Origin of the sequence: Faecalicoccus pleomorphus DSM 20574, from assembly GCF_000420345.1 — a bacterium.
In the GTDB taxonomy this organism is placed as follows: domain Bacteria; phylum Bacillota_I; class Bacilli_A; order Erysipelotrichales; family Erysipelotrichaceae; genus Faecalicoccus; species Faecalicoccus pleomorphus.
Map to the genome: position 1 here is coordinate 1 of NZ_ATUT01000013.1, position 16,483 is coordinate 16,483.

The 16,483-nt window shown below is 37.7% G+C and carries 16 protein-coding genes; 2 read left to right on the forward strand and 14 right to left on the reverse strand.

Annotated features, from left to right (window positions below):
* The 7 genes from G413_RS12315 to G413_RS0106640 form a co-directional block, all read right to left on the reverse strand.
* The coding region (locus tag G413_RS12315; RefSeq protein WP_037614481.1) for an IS1/IS1595 family N-terminal zinc-binding domain-containing protein at positions 1 to 249 on the reverse strand (249 nt) is incomplete at its 3' end.
* A gap of 455 nt (positions 250 to 704) precedes the next feature.
* Complete coding sequence (locus G413_RS0106615; protein ID WP_022790130.1) at positions 705 to 2,375, reverse strand: formate--tetrahydrofolate ligase; 1,671 nt, start codon at positions 2,373 to 2,375, stop codon at positions 705 to 707.
* Positions 2,368 to 3,609, reverse strand: a complete 1,242-nt coding sequence (purD, locus tag G413_RS0106620; RefSeq protein WP_022790131.1) for a phosphoribosylamine--glycine ligase — start codon at positions 3,607 to 3,609, stop codon at positions 2,368 to 2,370. Before purD ends, G413_RS0106615 begins: the two co-directional genes overlap by 8 nt.
* Positions 3,610 to 3,783: 174 nt before the next feature.
* Positions 3,784 to 4,587 (reverse strand): mannose/fructose/sorbose family PTS transporter subunit IIC, encoded by an 804-nt coding sequence (locus tag G413_RS0106625; protein ID WP_022790132.1) that lies wholly within the window; start codon positions 4,585 to 4,587, stop codon positions 3,784 to 3,786.
* A gap of 193 nt (positions 4,588 to 4,780) precedes the next feature.
* Positions 4,781 to 5,935 (reverse strand): Fic family protein, encoded by a 1,155-nt coding sequence (locus tag G413_RS0106630; protein WP_022790133.1) that lies wholly within the window; start codon positions 5,933 to 5,935, stop codon positions 4,781 to 4,783.
* 132 nt (positions 5,936 to 6,067) lie between these two features.
* Positions 6,068 to 6,601 carry a rubrerythrin gene (rbr, locus tag G413_RS0106635; protein WP_022790134.1) on the reverse strand — a complete coding sequence of 178 codons (534 nt, stop codon included), beginning with the start codon at positions 6,599 to 6,601 and terminating at the stop codon, positions 6,068 to 6,070.
* Between the two features lie 4 nt (positions 6,602 to 6,605).
* Positions 6,606 to 7,001, reverse strand: a complete 396-nt coding sequence (locus tag G413_RS0106640; RefSeq protein WP_022790135.1) for a Fur family transcriptional regulator — start codon at positions 6,999 to 7,001, stop codon at positions 6,606 to 6,608.
* Positions 7,002 to 7,576: 575 nt separating this feature from the next.
* Here G413_RS0106640 and G413_RS0106645 point away from each other — a divergent pair.
* Entirely contained in the window at positions 7,577 to 7,933 is a 357-nt protein-coding gene (locus tag G413_RS0106645) for a hypothetical protein (protein WP_022790136.1), read from the forward strand.
* Positions 7,934 to 8,105: 172 nt separating this feature from the next.
* Here G413_RS0106645 and lepB read toward each other — a convergent pair whose 3' ends face one another.
* From lepB to G413_RS0106675, 6 genes are all read right to left on the reverse strand, one after another.
* On the reverse strand, positions 8,106 to 8,699 hold the full coding sequence (gene lepB / locus G413_RS0106650; protein WP_022790137.1) for a signal peptidase I: 594 nt from the start codon (positions 8,697 to 8,699) through the stop codon (positions 8,106 to 8,108).
* Positions 8,689 to 9,318, reverse strand: coding sequence for a Spy0128 family protein (locus G413_RS0106655; protein WP_022790138.1), 630 nt, complete (start codon positions 9,316 to 9,318; stop codon positions 8,689 to 8,691). Before G413_RS0106655 ends, lepB begins: the two co-directional genes overlap by 11 nt.
* Complete coding sequence (gene srtB, locus G413_RS0106660) at positions 9,315 to 10,064, reverse strand: class B sortase (RefSeq protein ID WP_022790139.1); 750 nt, start codon at positions 10,062 to 10,064, stop codon at positions 9,315 to 9,317. Before srtB ends, G413_RS0106655 begins: the two co-directional genes overlap by 4 nt.
* Positions 10,065 to 10,088: 24 nt before the next feature.
* Positions 10,089 to 11,297, reverse strand: coding sequence for a DUF7601 domain-containing protein (locus G413_RS0106665; RefSeq protein ID WP_022790140.1), 1,209 nt, complete (start codon positions 11,295 to 11,297; stop codon positions 10,089 to 10,091).
* A gap of 26 nt (positions 11,298 to 11,323) precedes the next feature.
* The gene (locus tag G413_RS0106670; RefSeq protein ID WP_022790141.1) at positions 11,324 to 14,308 is read right to left on the reverse strand and encodes a MucBP domain-containing protein; all 2,985 of its coding nucleotides are present in this window, start codon (positions 14,306 to 14,308) and stop codon (positions 11,324 to 11,326) included.
* A 274-nt stretch (positions 14,309 to 14,582) separates the two neighbouring features.
* Positions 14,583 to 14,906, reverse strand: a complete 324-nt coding sequence (locus G413_RS0106675) for a cyclic-di-AMP receptor (RefSeq protein WP_022790142.1) — start codon at positions 14,904 to 14,906, stop codon at positions 14,583 to 14,585.
* Positions 14,907 to 15,025: 119 nt separating this feature from the next.
* Here G413_RS0106675 and G413_RS0106680 point away from each other — a divergent pair, with 119 nt between their 5' ends.
* Positions 15,026 to 15,874, forward strand: coding sequence for a patatin-like phospholipase family protein (locus G413_RS0106680; RefSeq protein WP_022790143.1), 849 nt, complete (start codon positions 15,026 to 15,028; stop codon positions 15,872 to 15,874).
* A 35-nt stretch (positions 15,875 to 15,909) separates the two neighbouring features.
* Here G413_RS0106680 and G413_RS0106685 read toward each other — a convergent pair whose 3' ends face one another.
* A complete protein-coding gene (locus G413_RS0106685) occupies positions 15,910 to 16,410 on the reverse strand; it encodes a PocR ligand-binding domain-containing protein (protein WP_022790144.1) in 501 nt (166 codons plus the stop codon).
* Between the last annotated feature and the right edge of the window lie 73 nt (positions 16,411 to 16,483).

Here is a 16,483-nt window from a genome sequence, read left to right on the forward strand (position 1 = left end):
GGTATTTGTTGTATCACTGAATATTTTCCCGCAATCTCTGCAAAGATACTTTTGCCTGTGCTTTTTGTTAAATCCATTTTTCACAAAATGAAAAGATCCACAGTGCGGACAACGGGATACAGTAGATTCAATATTTTCTGAATTTGTTGTATCCAGAGTTATTTTGTCGCTTGTCAGTTTATAAATGAAGGCTTGAATGAATTCGAGTTCTACTGGTTTTAGATGGTTCAAGAATGTTTCATTAATCATAGGGAATCTCCTTTACATGTCAAAGAATATCCCTGAATCTGACGCTATTCATGTTAGGTCATCAACTTTTTAGTTGAATTTAGCGAATTTTTTCGACATAGACTAACCTCCTCATCATAGTGTCTTTTCGAATTATTTATATATGAAATCGAGATTACTCCCCCTCGATTATGGGATTATTAAACAAAAATAAGTTGTATTTCAGTTATATTTTCGCTTAATAGTAAAAAACCGTCATATTTTATGAGTAAAATATAACGAATTACACTTATATTTATAGGGTCTTTTTTAACGTGGCACAAGCTATGGCAACGAATGTGCCATCGTTTACACATATTTTAACATAATCTAGGGGGAGTACAATTCTTTTTTATATTTTTAGAAAGATCAATCAAATAAAAAGAGCGCATATCAATATGATAAATACGCTCTAAATCCATTCTCTTGACTACTTTTTAGAAAAGACCTGTAATCTTTCCGTTTTCATCAATATCCATATCCAAGGCACTTGGATGTTTCGGAAGTCCTGGCATAGTCAATACTTTACCGGTCAAGGCAACGATAAAGCCGGCACCTAAACTTGGTCTAAGTTCTCTAACGGTAATCTTAAATCCAGTTGGTCTTCCCATCACAGATCCATTATCGCTTAAAGACATCTGTGTTTTAGCCATACAGATTGGTAATTTATCCCATCCGTTTTTATTAAAGGTTTCGATCTGTGCTTTGGCTTCCTCGGTAAATTCTACCCCATCAGCACCATATACCTTTTGGGCAATGGTTGTGATCTTTTCTTCAATGCTTTTGTTGACATCGTATAGCGGTGCATAAGTATTTTCTTTTTCACAAAGTTCAACGACTTTGTTAGCTAAGTCAATGGCACCTTTTCCCCCATTGGCCCAAACAGTAGATAGAGACATCGGATGTCCGTTTTCCTTACACCAGTTTTCTAATGCTTCAATTTCTTTGTCCGTATCGGAAACAAATTGATTGATGGCAACCACATAAGGAAGACCAAACTGCTGGATCGTATCGATATGCTTGGCAAGGTTTTGACATCCATCCAATAATGCCTGCACATTTTCTTCTTTTAAGTCTTCATAGGCAACGCCGCCATGCTGTTTAAGGGCACGTACCGTAGCTACAATGACTACAGCATTTGGATGTAAATCGGCTAATCGACACTTGATATCCAAGAATTTTTCAGCACCCAGATCGGCTCCGAAACCTGCTTCGGTTACAGTATAATCGGCCAGTCGTAAACAAGCTTTCGTGGCGATCACGGAGTTACATCCATGCGCAATATTGGCAAATGGACCACCATGGATCAATACCGGATTGTGCTCTAAAGTCTGTACGATATTGGGAAGAATCGCATCTTTCATAACCATGGCCATGGCGCCTTCGCATTTTAAATCTTTGATATATACCGGTTTATCTTCATACGTATAGGCAACCAACATCTCACCAAAGCGTTTCTTTAGATCCATTAAATCACTAGCCAAGCACAAAGCCGCCATAACTTCACTGGCAACTGTAATGTTGAAACCATCTTTACGCTCTACTCCATTGGCTTTGGATCCCTGACCAATCGTGATATCACGAAGGGTACGATCATTCATATCTAGACAGCGTTTAAAGGTGATCTTTTCCGGATCGATGTTCAATTCATTTCCCTGATGGATATGATTATCAATCATGGCACAAACTAAGTTATTGGCGGTTGTGATCGCGTGCATATCGCCTGTAAAATGAAGGTTGATATCTTCCATAGGAACGACCTGGGCATAGCCGCCACCGGCAGCACCACCTTTCAAACCGAATACAGGTCCAAGACTTGGCTCACGCAAAGCCATCATCGACTTCTTACCAATCTGATTTAAGGCATCCCCTAAACCAACGGTTGTCGTACTTTTTCCTTCTCCGGCTTTTGTAGGGTTGATTGCTGTCACCAACACCAGTTTACCCATTTCTTTATTTTCTAGTTCTTTAATGAAATCAAAGGATAATTTAGCCTTATATTTACCATAATGCTCCAGACAATCGGATGGAATACCGATTTTAGCTGCGACTTTTTCAATCGGTTCTAAGACACATTCCTGTGCAATCTCTAAATCTGACTTACTCATGTTCCATATCCTTCTTTCCTATATCATGACGATAAAACAAATCACTGCATTGAATCTTTTCTACTTCTTTATATGTATGTTCATAAGCTTTTTCCAGTGTATCTTCCAAGGTGGTAATCATCAATACACGTCCACCATCTGTTACCAGGTGACCATCCACTTCTTTGGTTCCCATATGATAAACCAGGGCATCTACCGCATCCAGATTTTCAATGACGGCACCCTTTGTCGAACTTGCCGGATAGTTTGTACTGGCCAAAACCACACCATGGCTGACTTTATCGGTCCACTTCAATTCTACCTTTTTTCCATCCATGACATCCAGAATAGCTTGTACAAAATCACTTTCCAGTCGAGGTAGAATGACTTCGGCTTCCGGATCTCCAAAACGAGCATTGAATTCGATGACTTTGACGCCATCCTTTGTCAACATCAAACCGCCATACAAGAAACCGGTAAATGAAACATCTTCCTGCATCATGGCCTTAGCCATAGGGATCATAACAGTATTCATCGTATGTTCAATGATTTCCGGTGTGATCTTTTTAACCGGACTATACGATCCCATACCACCGGTATTGGGCCCTGTATCACCATCACCCACACACTTATGATCCTGGGCAATCTGTAAAGGTACAACTACATCATTATGCACCAAGCAGATCAAAGAGAATTCAAAGCCAACTAAGCATTCTTCCACAACAACTTTATTGCCCGGAATGTCAAACGCAATCTTTAAAGCTTCCAATGCCTGTTCTAATGTATAGGCAACCGTTACACCTTTTCCAGCCTTTAATCCATTTTCCTTAATAACAATAGGCGCTCCCTTTTCTTTTACATAGGCAACTGCCTTTTCATAATCATCAAAGGTTTCATAAGCCGCCGTAGGAATGTTGTATTTAGCCATGATCTTTTTCGCAAAGTCCTTACTGGATTCTACCTGGGTTGCCGCTTTTGTCGGACCAAAGATCTTCAATCCTTCTTTTTGAAACGCATCCACAACACCCAAAGACAAAGTTGCCTCCGGTCCAACAATCGTTAAATCAATTTCTTTTTCTTTGGCAAATGCCACTAATCCATCCACATCACTATCCGAAATATTCACACATGTACCGATCTTTGCCATGCCCGGATTCCCCGGTGCCATATACAATTGCGTACAAAGCTTGCTTTTAGAACATGCCAAAGCCAAAGCATGTTCTCTTCCACCTTTTCCAATCACTAGAATTTTCATGAACCTGTTCTCCTTTTCATCCTTTACATTCTAACATGAATCATTGTGCTCTAACTATCTTTTCTTTTGATGTCTTTAACGTATAAAGGGCTATGAAACTTAAAATTCAAACTTTTTTGAAGAAAATTTGAAAAAACGCAAAAAAAGGATGTGCATACCACACCCCACACTGATCTATCGATCCAGCAAATCACTGATTGATGCATCTATATCAAAACTTGTTCCTTGATCTGTCCCTTTTTTCAAAGCCATATAAATCAACATCATCGCAGCACCAATGATACAAACACCAATTAAAGAAAGCGATGATATACCTGCCAAAATAAATCCCAGGGCAAAGAAAACCCAAGTTTCTTTGGAAGCCAATACATTAATGACGATCGCAAAGCCTAAAGCCGGAATCAATCCTTTGGCAACGCTCAATCCTCTTAATACAACAACCGGACAGCTACCAATCAAAGAAATGATCCAATCATTTGGAAGCAACACCAGCAACAAAGCCGGAAGCATTACACGCATTCCCTGCATACTTATACCTAATAGCTGTTGTCTTTCCATTACTTTAAAATCTGCCTGCAATGCCGCCTGATCCATCTTTTGTACCAGTTGGATCGCTTTTGTCCTGCAAAACTTTGTCAAAAACAAACCAATCACCGATAAAGGAATAGCGATCGCTATCGATACAGAAATCACAAAATCTACAGGAAGATTTCCCTGTAATCCATGAACCATCAAAATCGAGGAGGCAATAGAAGCTAACGCTACATCCGGTGCAACAGCCGCACCAACATTAGCCCATCCTAAAGCCATCATTTGAAGATATCCACCTAAAAGTACACCTTCTGTCAAATAGCCAGACACTAAACCAACTAAGGTACAGGCCACTAACGGTTGATGAAACTGAAACTCATCCAAAACACCTTCTACACCGGCCAAAAAAGCAACAATCAATATAAGCAGGCAAGTTACTAAAGACATGAAAAGCACTCCCATCTTCTAATTAAGTTAACTATACAACAATTCTTCCATTTTTAAAATTCTTCCTGAAAAAGAATCAAATTTTATAAAAAAACTGCAGAATTACAGATTTTATATATATTTTTCTGCTTTCTTGCAGTTTTTTATAGGTTTTTTGTAAAACAAGACTATGTTTAAATAATGCTTATCTTATTTATCTTTTCACCCTGTACTTATTCTTTGTTGTATAAGAAATTGCCGTCAACAAACCCAAACCCTTAAATTTTAAGACAAAACTTCGAATCGTCGCATAGGCTGCATCTCCATAAGCCTTTTCTAATTCTTTCGTTGAGAATTCTTCCGTACCAAAATACGTTAAGACAAATTTCCATAACTTATCTTCTTTGTTTGTGATCTTCTTTTGATTGAGTGCTAATCGATATACAGACAATGTATCCTCCTGTAATGGCTGTTCCATGTTGTTATAAACATTATTTATAAAATACAACAAAAATGGTGTGACATCTATTGTATGCGTATAGCGATAATTGTCTTCAATGGTTTGACAGGCATCATAATATTGTTTTCTTGTCTTTTCAATAAGGCTGGAAAAAGGAACAAACAATACTGATTGATAGCCTCTTTGTACCAAAAACCAAAGATGTACTAATCTGGCCATCCTACCATTTCCATCAAACCATGGATGAACATAAGCGATATAAAAATGAATAATACAAGCTTTCATCAGATCTTGTATATCATCTTTTTGATTTATATATTTAACCAATGACTTCATATACGAAGGAACTTGCTTGTAACTAATTCCGGTATGTTCTACTTTTGTTCCTACTACATAAACCGAATCATGATGATATAAATTGCCTTCCTTTAACTGATTTTCTTCATCGAGATATTTACCAATTGCCATCTTATACAACTTATATATATTCTCTTCTGTGATCTTATTACCTGGATCTGAGATAAATTCCATTCCTTTTTTAAGGCCTTCAATTCTTTTTTCTTCTTCATTCTTAGATACCTGCCCTGATAAAATAGAGCGTACACTATCTCTGGAAAAATCAATATTTTCGATAGCGGAAGTCGCAATAATCTCTGTTTCCAAAGACTTTGCACTATATAAACCACTTTGATTTTGAAACAATGTTCTAAGTGTAGATGTTTGAATCTTTAAAGGCTCTTCCAAAAACACCATAAAATTTCCCTGTGCATCTTCTAAAGGGAGCTTCTTATAAAATATAGAAAGCGTATCTAAATATTCCTGAAATGTATCTGGATATTTATTACTCATCTTTCTATAATCCATAAATTTTTTATCGTGAAGAATCTCTAAGAATTTGGTAATTTCCATATAACCTCCGATACTAATTGATATCAATTAGTATCAGTTTATCATTGTATTTTTATTTCATTCAAGTTTTATACCATAAAAAAAGCCACTCTTTTTAAAAGAGCAGCTCTTCCAATTAAAACAATAAATCTATTAATAATTTTTCGCAATTCTACGGAATACAGACTGAGGATATCCACATACCGGACAAGCTTTAGGAGCATTAGCACCTGTATATTGGAAACCACAAATTCCACAAATCCAAGTGTCGCTTTCTTCTCCAGAGAACACTTTTCCTTCTTCTACATTGGACAATAATTTCAAGTAACGTTCTTCATGTTGTTTTTCAATTTCAGCTACTTTGTCCATCTGGAAAGCAATCTTTGTGAATCCTTCTTCACGAGCTGTATCCGCGAATTCTTTATACATTGTTGTCCATTCATAGTTTTCACCAGCAGCGGCTGCTTTTAAGTTATCATCTGTGCTGCCAATTCCGCCTAAAGCTTCAAACCACAAACGAGCATGTTCTTGTTCGTTACGAGCTGTTTCTTCAAAGATTTCCGCAATCTGATTCATACCTTCTTTGCGAGCTACGTTGGCGAAATACGTGTATTTGTTACGAGCCTGGCTTTCTCCGGCAAATGCAGTCTGCAAATTCTTTTCTGTTTTAGATCCTTTTAATTCCATTTTCCTATACCTTACCTTTCTTTTGAAGACAATCTGCACATGTTCCATACAACACAAGAGAATGTGATTCAATAGGAATATGCAATTGATGTTCCGCTTTACGTTCGATGGAACGATCATACGGCATATCCAAGTCAAATATCTTTTGACAAGTTGTGCAAATCAGATGATCATGTGGGCGACACGTCTTATCAAAAACTTGTTTTCCACTTTCCAACATCAAGCTGGCAATCCGATTTTCATCCTGTAAGATCTTCAGATTTCTATATACCGTCGCAACAGAAACCTCACGATTTTCTGCCTTTAGACCCTCATAGATTTCTTCTACGCTCATATGACGATCAGGGTGTGACTGTATATAATCATAGATCCATTCTCTTTGCCTCGAAACCTTGTACATCTTATCTCCTTTTCTAAGAACTATTCTTAGTTTAAACCCTTATTTATAGAAAAACAAGCATTATTAGTGAGATATAGCTAACACAACAAAAAGCCTTTTTAGTCCTCTACATGGTACACCATTTTTAGAACAAACATCTCTTTCCATACGATAAGCATCATCGATAAATGATTCTGTTCTATATTAAGTAAAATCTTATACTTCTTATTGCATTTTCATACAATCATACATATAATGAAGATAAATAACCCCCCTTAAAATAATGAAAAAAAACACTTTATCATGGCTTATTAATTGACAAACAATCATTATATATTGCTTCTGAATAGCTTTGGACGAGGTGGTTATCATGTATAGCTTACAAATCAAGAAAAATGAATATTAAACTTGTAAACATCCACGAAAATTTGTTGATGATTCTATTGCTTATCCGCATACAATGAACGATGTGACAAATTGAGTCCACCTGGGTAAGCTTATGCCCCTATATCTTATTCTTTAGTACATTTTCAAAGCAAAGAATACAGAGAAGATAGGAACTTGCCAAATAATCGATGCAAAATGAGGTAAAGAACATGAAAAAAGAATTTCAATCCGTTGTATTTGATGATGAGAATAAAAAATTATCCATTCTTATCGGAACTTGTGGAGATGTTGCTTATTCCGATATTGAAAAAGCTTCTATAGCCAATGAAGATGCCAAATTTAAGGGTAAATCCGCTCCGTTTGCACATCAAGTATTAGGGGGCGTTACATTTATGAGTATTGCGGCAGAACCCAGTCTGTATGTAGGCATCAAATTAACATTAAAAGATCATTCTGTACGTGCTATCTATATTTCTGATATCAAAACGCAATTTAATACATCCATTTATCAAAAAGATAAAGAAGAAGCCGACAAGATCTTACAGCTAATCCAGAGTAGAATCTAATCTGACATTACCGGGTGTGGACATTGTCTCAGCCCTGTAATATAAAGAGCCAAAACTATTGCGCCATCGAACACGTAGTTTTTGCTCTTTTTTAGTGGAGCAACCAAAAAGCAGGAGTTTAAAATCTCCTGCTTCTCGCTCAATGCGTTTTTAAAATTACATTCCTTTGAATTTAAAGATTGCTTCTTCTTAGTACCGTAATGACTTTTCCTTTAATATCGGAACGAGAAATGGGCCCAAAAATTCTAGAATCCTTTCCACCTTCCCGCAAATCGCACAATAGAAAATAACTGTCCGCCGGCACTTTCACAGGAAGTGAGATTCCATTCTCATAACGACCGGTTTCATAATAGATATCTGATTCAATCATGATATCTCCATTGATTTTTAAATGGTTGTCTTCGGTAATATCAACTTCATCCCCTGCTCGTGCCACCACACGTCCAAGATAAGATTTTCCATCCACCTGATAAACAAGTACTTCACCTATATTATAGCTGGGATCTAGACGATAAAACAAAGATAGATCTCCCGCAAATATCTTAGGCTGCATATCCAAATTATTTACGACATGGAGACCAAAGATCCAGCCAAACATGATGTATAAAATCAAAAGAAGAACCCCAGCTCGCATCAAAAAGAAACGAATTTCCTCCAACGCTCGTTTTTTAGGATTCTTTTTTGGCTTTTGAACCGGACTAGATTCTACGGATTCTTTTGGGAAATACTGTTGTACTTCTTTTCGCTTTGCCTTTCTAAGAGCCATTCGTTTCTCTCCTGGAACGTCTATATAGAACGACCATCAAGACAATCATGGATGTACATAACATGGCATACATTTGCTCATTCGTCCGTGTTGAAGTATCGGTTTTATCCTTCTTTTCACTGACATCAACTACATTTTGATGATTCATTTGATTGGTAAACGCAAAGTTAGATACCTTTTGCGTATCCCCTTCTTTATAGGCTACAGCATCGCATACCAACTCTTGGTTCGAATTATAAAAAGCATATACCGTAATATCATACACAGTAGGATCATAGCTCATATCCTGATTCGATCCAGCCTTTTGATAGAGACGATAATGATGCTCTCCCGCATTCTCAATCAAAATATTTTCTATCGAAGCTTTGCCTTCCTTAGTGGCAACGATGGATACCATCTGCACAATCTTGTATGTGCCACCAGATTCCTTTTCCAGTATAAATTCATAGGTATCCTTGGGCAGTAAATCAGGATACTTCCCATCAACGGCTAGTTCAATATCTAATTTTGTTTTTACCGTTTCCAAGGCTTGTAACGGTTGCGCAAACAAGCTAAAACAAAAAATACAAAAAAGAAAGCCAAACACAATAAAATGTTTCTTTTTTAAAAACATAATCATGATTGAACCTCCTTTTCTGTTTCCGTTAATGTTCCAAATACAACAACCCTTCCATTGGTTGTAGCACTCATGCAGGTAGACAATGCAATGATCTTATCCGTCGATTTGACTCCTTGATCTATATACGATGTGGCATTGGCTTTTACATACGTTTGAAACCCTTCCATATCTGACATCACACTAGCTAAGTTATAGATTCGAGTTTCATAAGCACTACATTCCAAAGCAGCATACAATTTCACCGAATAAGTTTTATCCGGTACATACAGTGTGCCCGTGGTATGTTCTTTTAAATAGTTTAAATCCAACATTTTTGTCAGATCCCCAAACATAGCACCATTTTCCATATGATGACCATATGTCATGTTGTAAATATCTGAAAAATCCGATGCATTTTTGATTGACAGGAATATGGAACCGCTTAGTGCAAATTCACCAAACGGATCCTTATTTACATATTCCATATCATCTTTTCCCTGTAATACAGGATAATCAATATGTGTATTATCGATGGTAATCCAAGCTTTCACATCCGGATTGAGTTCTCGTAAAGCATCGAAGCCTAAGCCATTTTCCTGTCCGGGCTTATACTTTAATAACTCATCGGATATAAAGGCATTATGATTGATACGATAAATATCCCATAAAGAATATAGACCATACGTTAGAAGCAATATGATCAATATAGCCGTCAGAAGCGATACAATTTTATTCCCAAATCGGGCGATTCTTTCTGCCAGCAACATAAAGTTTACTTTTTAGCGTTCGAATTAAGCTTCGTTTTTACGTTTTTTGGCAAACAATGCGATCAAGGCAGCACCCAATCCTACCATAGCTGCAAATGGAGCGATAGTCATTAAGATACCTGTAGGAGGTAAGATAGAATCATTTTCTGTTTTGTTGGTAATTACTACATCGGTTGCATCGTTATTGGCATTGTTAGATCCTACACCGCTATATGTCCACTTCTTAGCTCCGTCATCATTTGACATTTCTTTTGCTGCGTCATCTACAGTAATAGTCGGCAATTTAAATCCTTCTACATGATCTTCGGCGATGTCAATCGTTGCACCTACCGGCAAACCTTGAATTTTGATTGTGTCATTTTTCGCCAATGTTACAGTATGAGTATTGTTACCGTTTGTTGTTTCTACCGTAGTTGCCGGATCACTATTCTTTTGATATTTATAAGTACCGTTGTCATCCGTTGGCAATGTGATAGTAAAAGAATAACCAGCATTGTTTGTTAAAACGCCATCTACTTTTTTCGTTAATGTTACATCATATGTAGAGTACACACTACTCTTTGTTGGATCTACATTCCCATCTGTTTTCTCTTCCGTAAAACCGGCATCTTTTCCAGTAGAATCACTTGTTTTACTAACAACATAGCCTTTAATTTTATAGGCATCACCATCTTGTTCTACATATACATCGACATTACGTGTTTTGTTCGCTGTGGTTTGTGGAAGTGCATTTGTAAGCTGAGAATTGTCGTTAACCGTATAATCAGCTTCTGTAATCACATAACGATAGATACCTGCTTCAGTAAATGTAATTCCACTAAAATCCAATGCAATATCCTTAGTAACCTTACCCTGACTTGCTGAATCATCTTGGGTAAATACAACATTACCTGTAGTCGCTGTACCGTTAACTTTAACCAAATTTCCATCTTTACCGGCTTTTACCTGGAACACTTGATCTCCTTTACCTTCTTGTTTAGATGTAAAAGTTCCTGCTTCACCATTGCTAACAGTGTAGCCAAAAGTAACGTTTGGTGTTTCTGGTGTATAATTCGCATCATCTAAATCTCTGACTGTCAAATCTTTTTTAAGATTTAATGTACTTTCCTCTGTCTCATTCAGACCATTTGAATTGGCATCAGTCCCTACAGCATATACAGGGTGTGCAAACGGTGCCACTACCATGGCTGTTAAAGTACTAACAGCCAAACCTTTTTGAAATCTTTTGTTCATTTTCTTTCTCCTTTGACTTTCTTACTTTACAATCCTCGTCTTTTACGGCGTATTAACAAGAATATCCCCGTAGCCAACACAGCATCCAATAGTATGGCCAGTGTAGGGCCCATTGGTACATCCAGTCCCGTATTCGGAACTTTGACCTTAGGACGATACACATACACAACAGTTTGATCCCCTTCTTGGACCGTACCCTTTGCCGGGGCCGAGTCCTCTTTCATATCGACAAACACATAATCCGTAAATTCTTCCTTTGTCGATTCATATTCGGTACCTTCCAGTCCGTTATCAACCAGGGTAATCTCATTCGTATCCGGTAATAAATTTCCTTCTGTATCTTCATATCGAACTTTTACTGTGCCTCGTGTTCGTACATATGTAAATGTCAGAGAAGTCGATGTATCTGTAAAGGTTGTATATCCACCCCTAGGCGATGCATCATCAGAAAGTACCAGTTTATACTTATTGCCATTGTATTCTAGCTTATCCGGTGCGAATTTCTTTTCTCCGCTTTCCGTTAAGCTGGAATCACTACCATGAATAGAAACAAACGATCCAACCGTCGCTGTTCCATCTTCTTGTTTGCTGTCTTCGTTTTCTTTATATACGTGATTGACAACAAACGCATCTGCAGCTTGCTGTTCGGTACCGATATATTCCGCTTCCAAGCGCACACTATCAAAGTTAACGTTTCCAAGCGTATCGCTGATACGACCAAACAATGTTTCGTTTCGAATATCAATATCTTCTCCCGGAGCAACAGAAGCAATCTTCTCACCTTTCACCCCGTTACTGACCTTATATAATCCCCAACCGACAAACTGAGAGTTTTCGCGAGTTGGAACTTCTAACGGTACATGGATAATCGGATTTCCCTCCACATCATACATAAACCGTTCATTTCCATCGGCCTTAGATGTTGCCGCATCTGGGAAATCCGAAGGCGTTTGAACCGTTCCTCCATCCAGATAATAATCAACCGGCAAATGTAGTAGTTCTGCTTCTACACCAATGACATTCATTCCTCCGACAGAAACATATCCGTTCGTTCGATCATTTTCTATGGAATTTCCTATTTTTACAAACACAGGTACATTCACAAAGAAATTGCCGGGCTCGGCATATCGATCATCATATTTTGCCTCTCTGGAATTAGGCACAAGGTGTACATCACTAATCGCCATATCTCGATACATGGGCTTGGTATATCCATTCTTCACTTTTCCTGCAATGGAAGTTAATGGATCATCTAGTTTTTCTCGGTTAAAATCTTTATCCCATTTTGTATCTACACCATTCACATATCGATCATTTGAATTTGCGGTGGTAAACCAAGAAGAATCACTTTTACGCCAATCAGCCGGATCATTGACCGTGGAGGTTTTGTTTTGACCAGAACCTGTTTCATTCACAACAGCAGCATGTACCCATGTATCTTCCACACCATAGTTTAGATACATTCCGACTTTTGACTGATTCGTTGATGCCCATTCAGGTATAGCCTCAATATCCGTTGGTGCATTATCAATTTGAATATCATAGGCTAAACGAAGTGAATTATGCTGCCCTTTATTGTAAGCTGAGGTGTCATCCCAACCGTCACCATCTTTATACTCATTAAATGTATTTAAGCTGCCACGATAGTTATCTGATTTGGCATCCGTAATCGTGATCGTTACCGTTGCCCCGGCTAGCGGACCATGTTGTACATATGTCTGTGTTTTTTGTCCGATGACATGCCTTTTTATAATATCGTTGTACCAATTGTAAAAACCATTGTCACGATTCTTTTCGCTCCAATAACTCGATCCCCAATAGGGTTCCCATCCTTGTCTTCGCCCAAAAGTGGAAACGAGTGTGTATTTATTCGCATAGCCAGGGCGACTCTCCCAACTCGCATTTACATCTTCATAGTACGGTCGTTTATAGGACGCCTCTTTCGATGTATTTTCATAAGCAGACGGCCCAAAACGAGCAAACGGTTGCGGCGCTCCAAACGGTTGTCCATTGATCCATAGAATAGACATGAAGGTAGAATATACAGCAGGTTTATTTCCGCCCCAATAAGTCATATCATGATAGGCTTTGAGGTGAACTGTACTACCATACGAAGAAGTTTCTGTACTTTCTGTAATTTGTTCACCAACCGAATTTTTGTTGGCAATATCCTGATTGGTAATATTTCCCGTAACAATTTCTGTTTGGGCATAGAAATAATCTTGTCGAACACACGCACGTCCATAACTGCCATTATCAGTTGCTTCCCCTATATTACAGGCAGGAAGCCCCGACATCTTCCAATCATCGGCATGTTTGCCATCATTACTTGCCTTTGCCGTGATAGTCAGAGTTTCTTTGACTTCACTTCGGATAGGAATATTTAAATCTTTTGAAGTAGTAATCTTGTAACGATATACTGTTCTTTTAGTTGTTGACACATCCTGATCGAAAACAACTTCCTTTGTCTCAATTATGGGTTTGGCATTTCGTGGAACAGATACCGTAAAATATCCAACAGCACTGCCATTCACTAACTCTAGATGTGGTGGCCCGGTGACAATAATATCTTTGCCATCTTCGGGTTGATATGTAACTGTTACTGTTTTCGCCAGATCTAAATATTCAAAATAAATCTTAGAAGCAGTATCTGTACTTAGATAAGAGCGTTCCAAAGCATCTACACTTTCATTGATTCGCTTAATGTAAGCACGTCCACCTCTGGATTCAATACTTTGAATCGCTTCTTTTTTATTGGTTTCAGAATCAATCACATAAGCCCGGATAAATCGTTTCCCTTCTATTTTCGGTGCAGTGGCTTCGGTAATATCTCCCCCTGCAAATGAAACCGTTTGCCCTAACGAATTTCCATCTAAATCTACGGCGGATACTTCTACATCCTTGCTTTGCGCATATACCGTCAAATCCGGTGGTACACGAGCTAATATTGTGGTTAATGATAAAAAAACAGCCAGAGAAAAAATCCAGCATTTTTTTAATCCTCTTCTCATTTTCTCACCCTTTAACCTTCCTATTTGTTCTCTATATTGTCATTTTTATTCGTTAAATAAGATCATGTTTTGACCTGTTTGTTATTTTAGTCATATAAGATTAATTCATTTATACCATATTTCATATCGCTTTACTAGTATATTATTTTACATTTTCCCGTTTTTATATAAAAAAATCACAAATTGTGTGATTTAATAGTATCGTACATAAAAAACTTCTTAAAAATAAGCTATAAACACCTATTCTTAAGAAGTTTTTCAATATCCTTATGAATTATACCTTTATAAACTGATCGACATCCAAAACAAAGATAACGGCTCCACCTACTTGAACCTCTAAAGGAAATGTCGCAAAATGGCTCATATCATAACCTGCTGTATTAGGAACAAGCTCTGTTCGTTTACTGGAATATTTTTCTATGATAGAAATTGCGTTTTCTACTTTTTCATCTTCACATCCACAAATCAACGTCGTATTACCGGCTCGAAGAAAGCCGCCGGTCGTTGCTAATTTGGTCACTTGAAAACCATCTTTATTCAAGGCAGAACTCACCATAGGACTGTCATCATTTGACATAATCGCAAGAATCAATTTCATTTGAATCACTTCTCTTTCTTTTTTTCATTATACCCCTTTTGCTGGTTTCACATCAATTTAATTCCTTGCCTCAAACGTCAATTGCGGTATAATAAATATTCAATAAAGGAGGTCATTTCATGAAAACTGCACTCGTTTTAGAAGGAGGAGGCATGCGTGGTGCCTATACGTGTGGAACCATTGACTTTCTTCTCGACAACAACATTCATTTTGACGGTGTCATCGGTGTCAGTGCCGGTGCCTGCCATGCGACAAGCTATATCAGCGAACAAAGAGGACGTGCCATTCGTATCGGTGCGCACTATTTAGTAGATAAACGAAGCTTTTCTTTTAAATCTTTGATACAAACAGGTGATTTATTCAATGCACAATTCATCTATGATGAAATTCCCAATGTCATAGATCCGTTTGATTATAAAACCTTCAACAATTCTAAGACTCGTATGTACTGCGTTTGTTTTGATTGTGAAAACGGACAGTCCATCTATGCGCCCATCCCTCATATTCAGGAAAACATGGAATATATACGTGCCAGTGCATCCTTACCAATCATCTCTAAGATCGTAGAGTTTGATGGTCATAAGATGTTAGATGGTGGATTAGGCGATTCGATTCCTTTTGAATTTATGATGGATAAAGGCTATGACAAGATCGTTGTGGTTTCCACAAAAGTCAGAGGCTATCGTAAAAGCTCCAACAAACTGATGCCAATGATTGAGAAAATGTACAAAGACTATCCTTATGTGATTGATGCCTGTAAAAACAGACACACTCGATACAATGCTCAGTTTGAAAAAATGGAAGAGTTGGAAAAGGAAGGCAAGCTTTTTGTCATCTATCCAAGTGATACGCATGGTGTGGGACGACTGGAACAAGATGTCGTAAAACTGGAAAGCCTCTATAAAACCGGTTATCAAGATGCACAAGATTGTAAAGATGCACTTTGCGAATATCTTCAGATCGCATAATGCATCTTTTTTGATGCATGAAAAAAGTGAGAACCTTAGTCCTCACTGATACTTGCGGCATAATAAGCTAAAATATCTTTTAAAAGCTGAATGCTTCGATCCACCTGCTCTTCTGTCATCTGTTGTACCTGATGATAGTTTTCCAACAGGATCGACTTTGATACGTTATACTTTTCCGATAAATAGGAGATCCAGTCTTCACTTTCCTTGATCTGCTGTTTAGAAATAACTCCTTCAGAAATGATCACACCTGTCAATCCCTTAACTTCTACCGGAACCGACCATTTGACAAGACCGGCATGACAAGAATATGTCTGTACCTTCATGGATTGTAATGCCTGTGTATAGTTTTCTACTGTACACTCATCACAATGTTTTAAAGCACTGTTGCTGGTTTTCAGACATTTACAGAAAAAATTCTTCTCTTTGGCACTGGCACTGACAATATCTGTCTCGTCCTGTACAAAATAACTGTGCAATCCGGTAATTTCATGATAGGCATCCATAGCCTTATAGATTGCTTCCATAGCGTTCATATCTTTCACCCCAATACTAATAATTCTATCCCTATTAAAGCATTTTTTTACAAAAAATGAAAGCCTTTACAAG

Bases quoted from the DNA above. Each gene is read 5' to 3' on its own strand.
- G413_RS0106615 (WP_022790130.1), bottom strand. From the start codon at position 2,375: ATGAGTAAGTCAGATTTAGAGATTGCACAGGAATGTGTCTTAGAACCG.
- purD (WP_022790131.1), bottom strand. From the start codon at position 3,609: ATGAAAATTCTAGTGATTGGAAAAGGTGGAAGAGAACATGCTTTGGCT.
- G413_RS0106625 (WP_022790132.1), bottom strand. From the start codon at position 4,587: ATGTCTTTAGTAACTTGCCTGCTTATATTGATTGTTGCTTTTTTGGCC.
- G413_RS0106630 (WP_022790133.1), bottom strand. From the start codon at position 5,935: ATGGAAATTACCAAATTCTTAGAGATTCTTCACGATAAAAAATTTATG.
- rbr (WP_022790134.1), bottom strand. From the start codon at position 6,601: ATGGAATTAAAAGGATCTAAAACAGAAAAGAATTTGCAGACTGCATTT.
- G413_RS0106640 (WP_022790135.1), bottom strand. From the start codon at position 7,001: ATGTACAAGGTTTCGAGGCAAAGAGAATGGATCTATGATTATATACAG.
- G413_RS0106645 (WP_022790136.1), top strand. From the start codon at position 7,577: ATGAAAAAAGAATTTCAATCCGTTGTATTTGATGATGAGAATAAAAAA.
- lepB (WP_022790137.1), bottom strand. From the start codon at position 8,699: ATGGCTCTTAGAAAGGCAAAGCGAAAAGAAGTACAACAGTATTTCCCA.
- G413_RS0106655 (WP_022790138.1), bottom strand. From the start codon at position 9,318: ATGATTATGTTTTTAAAAAAGAAACATTTTATTGTGTTTGGCTTTCTT.
- srtB (WP_022790139.1), bottom strand. From the start codon at position 10,064: ATGTTGCTGGCAGAAAGAATCGCCCGATTTGGGAATAAAATTGTATCG.
- G413_RS0106665 (WP_022790140.1), bottom strand. From the start codon at position 11,297: ATGAACAAAAGATTTCAAAAAGGTTTGGCTGTTAGTACTTTAACAGCC.
- G413_RS0106670 (WP_022790141.1), bottom strand. From the start codon at position 14,308: ATGAGAAGAGGATTAAAAAAATGCTGGATTTTTTCTCTGGCTGTTTTT.
- G413_RS0106675 (WP_022790142.1), bottom strand. From the start codon at position 14,906: ATGAAATTGATTCTTGCGATTATGTCAAATGATGACAGTCCTATGGTG.
- G413_RS0106680 (WP_022790143.1), top strand. From the start codon at position 15,026: ATGAAAACTGCACTCGTTTTAGAAGGAGGAGGCATGCGTGGTGCCTAT.
- G413_RS0106685 (WP_022790144.1), bottom strand. From the start codon at position 16,410: ATGAACGCTATGGAAGCAATCTATAAGGCTATGGATGCCTATCATGAA.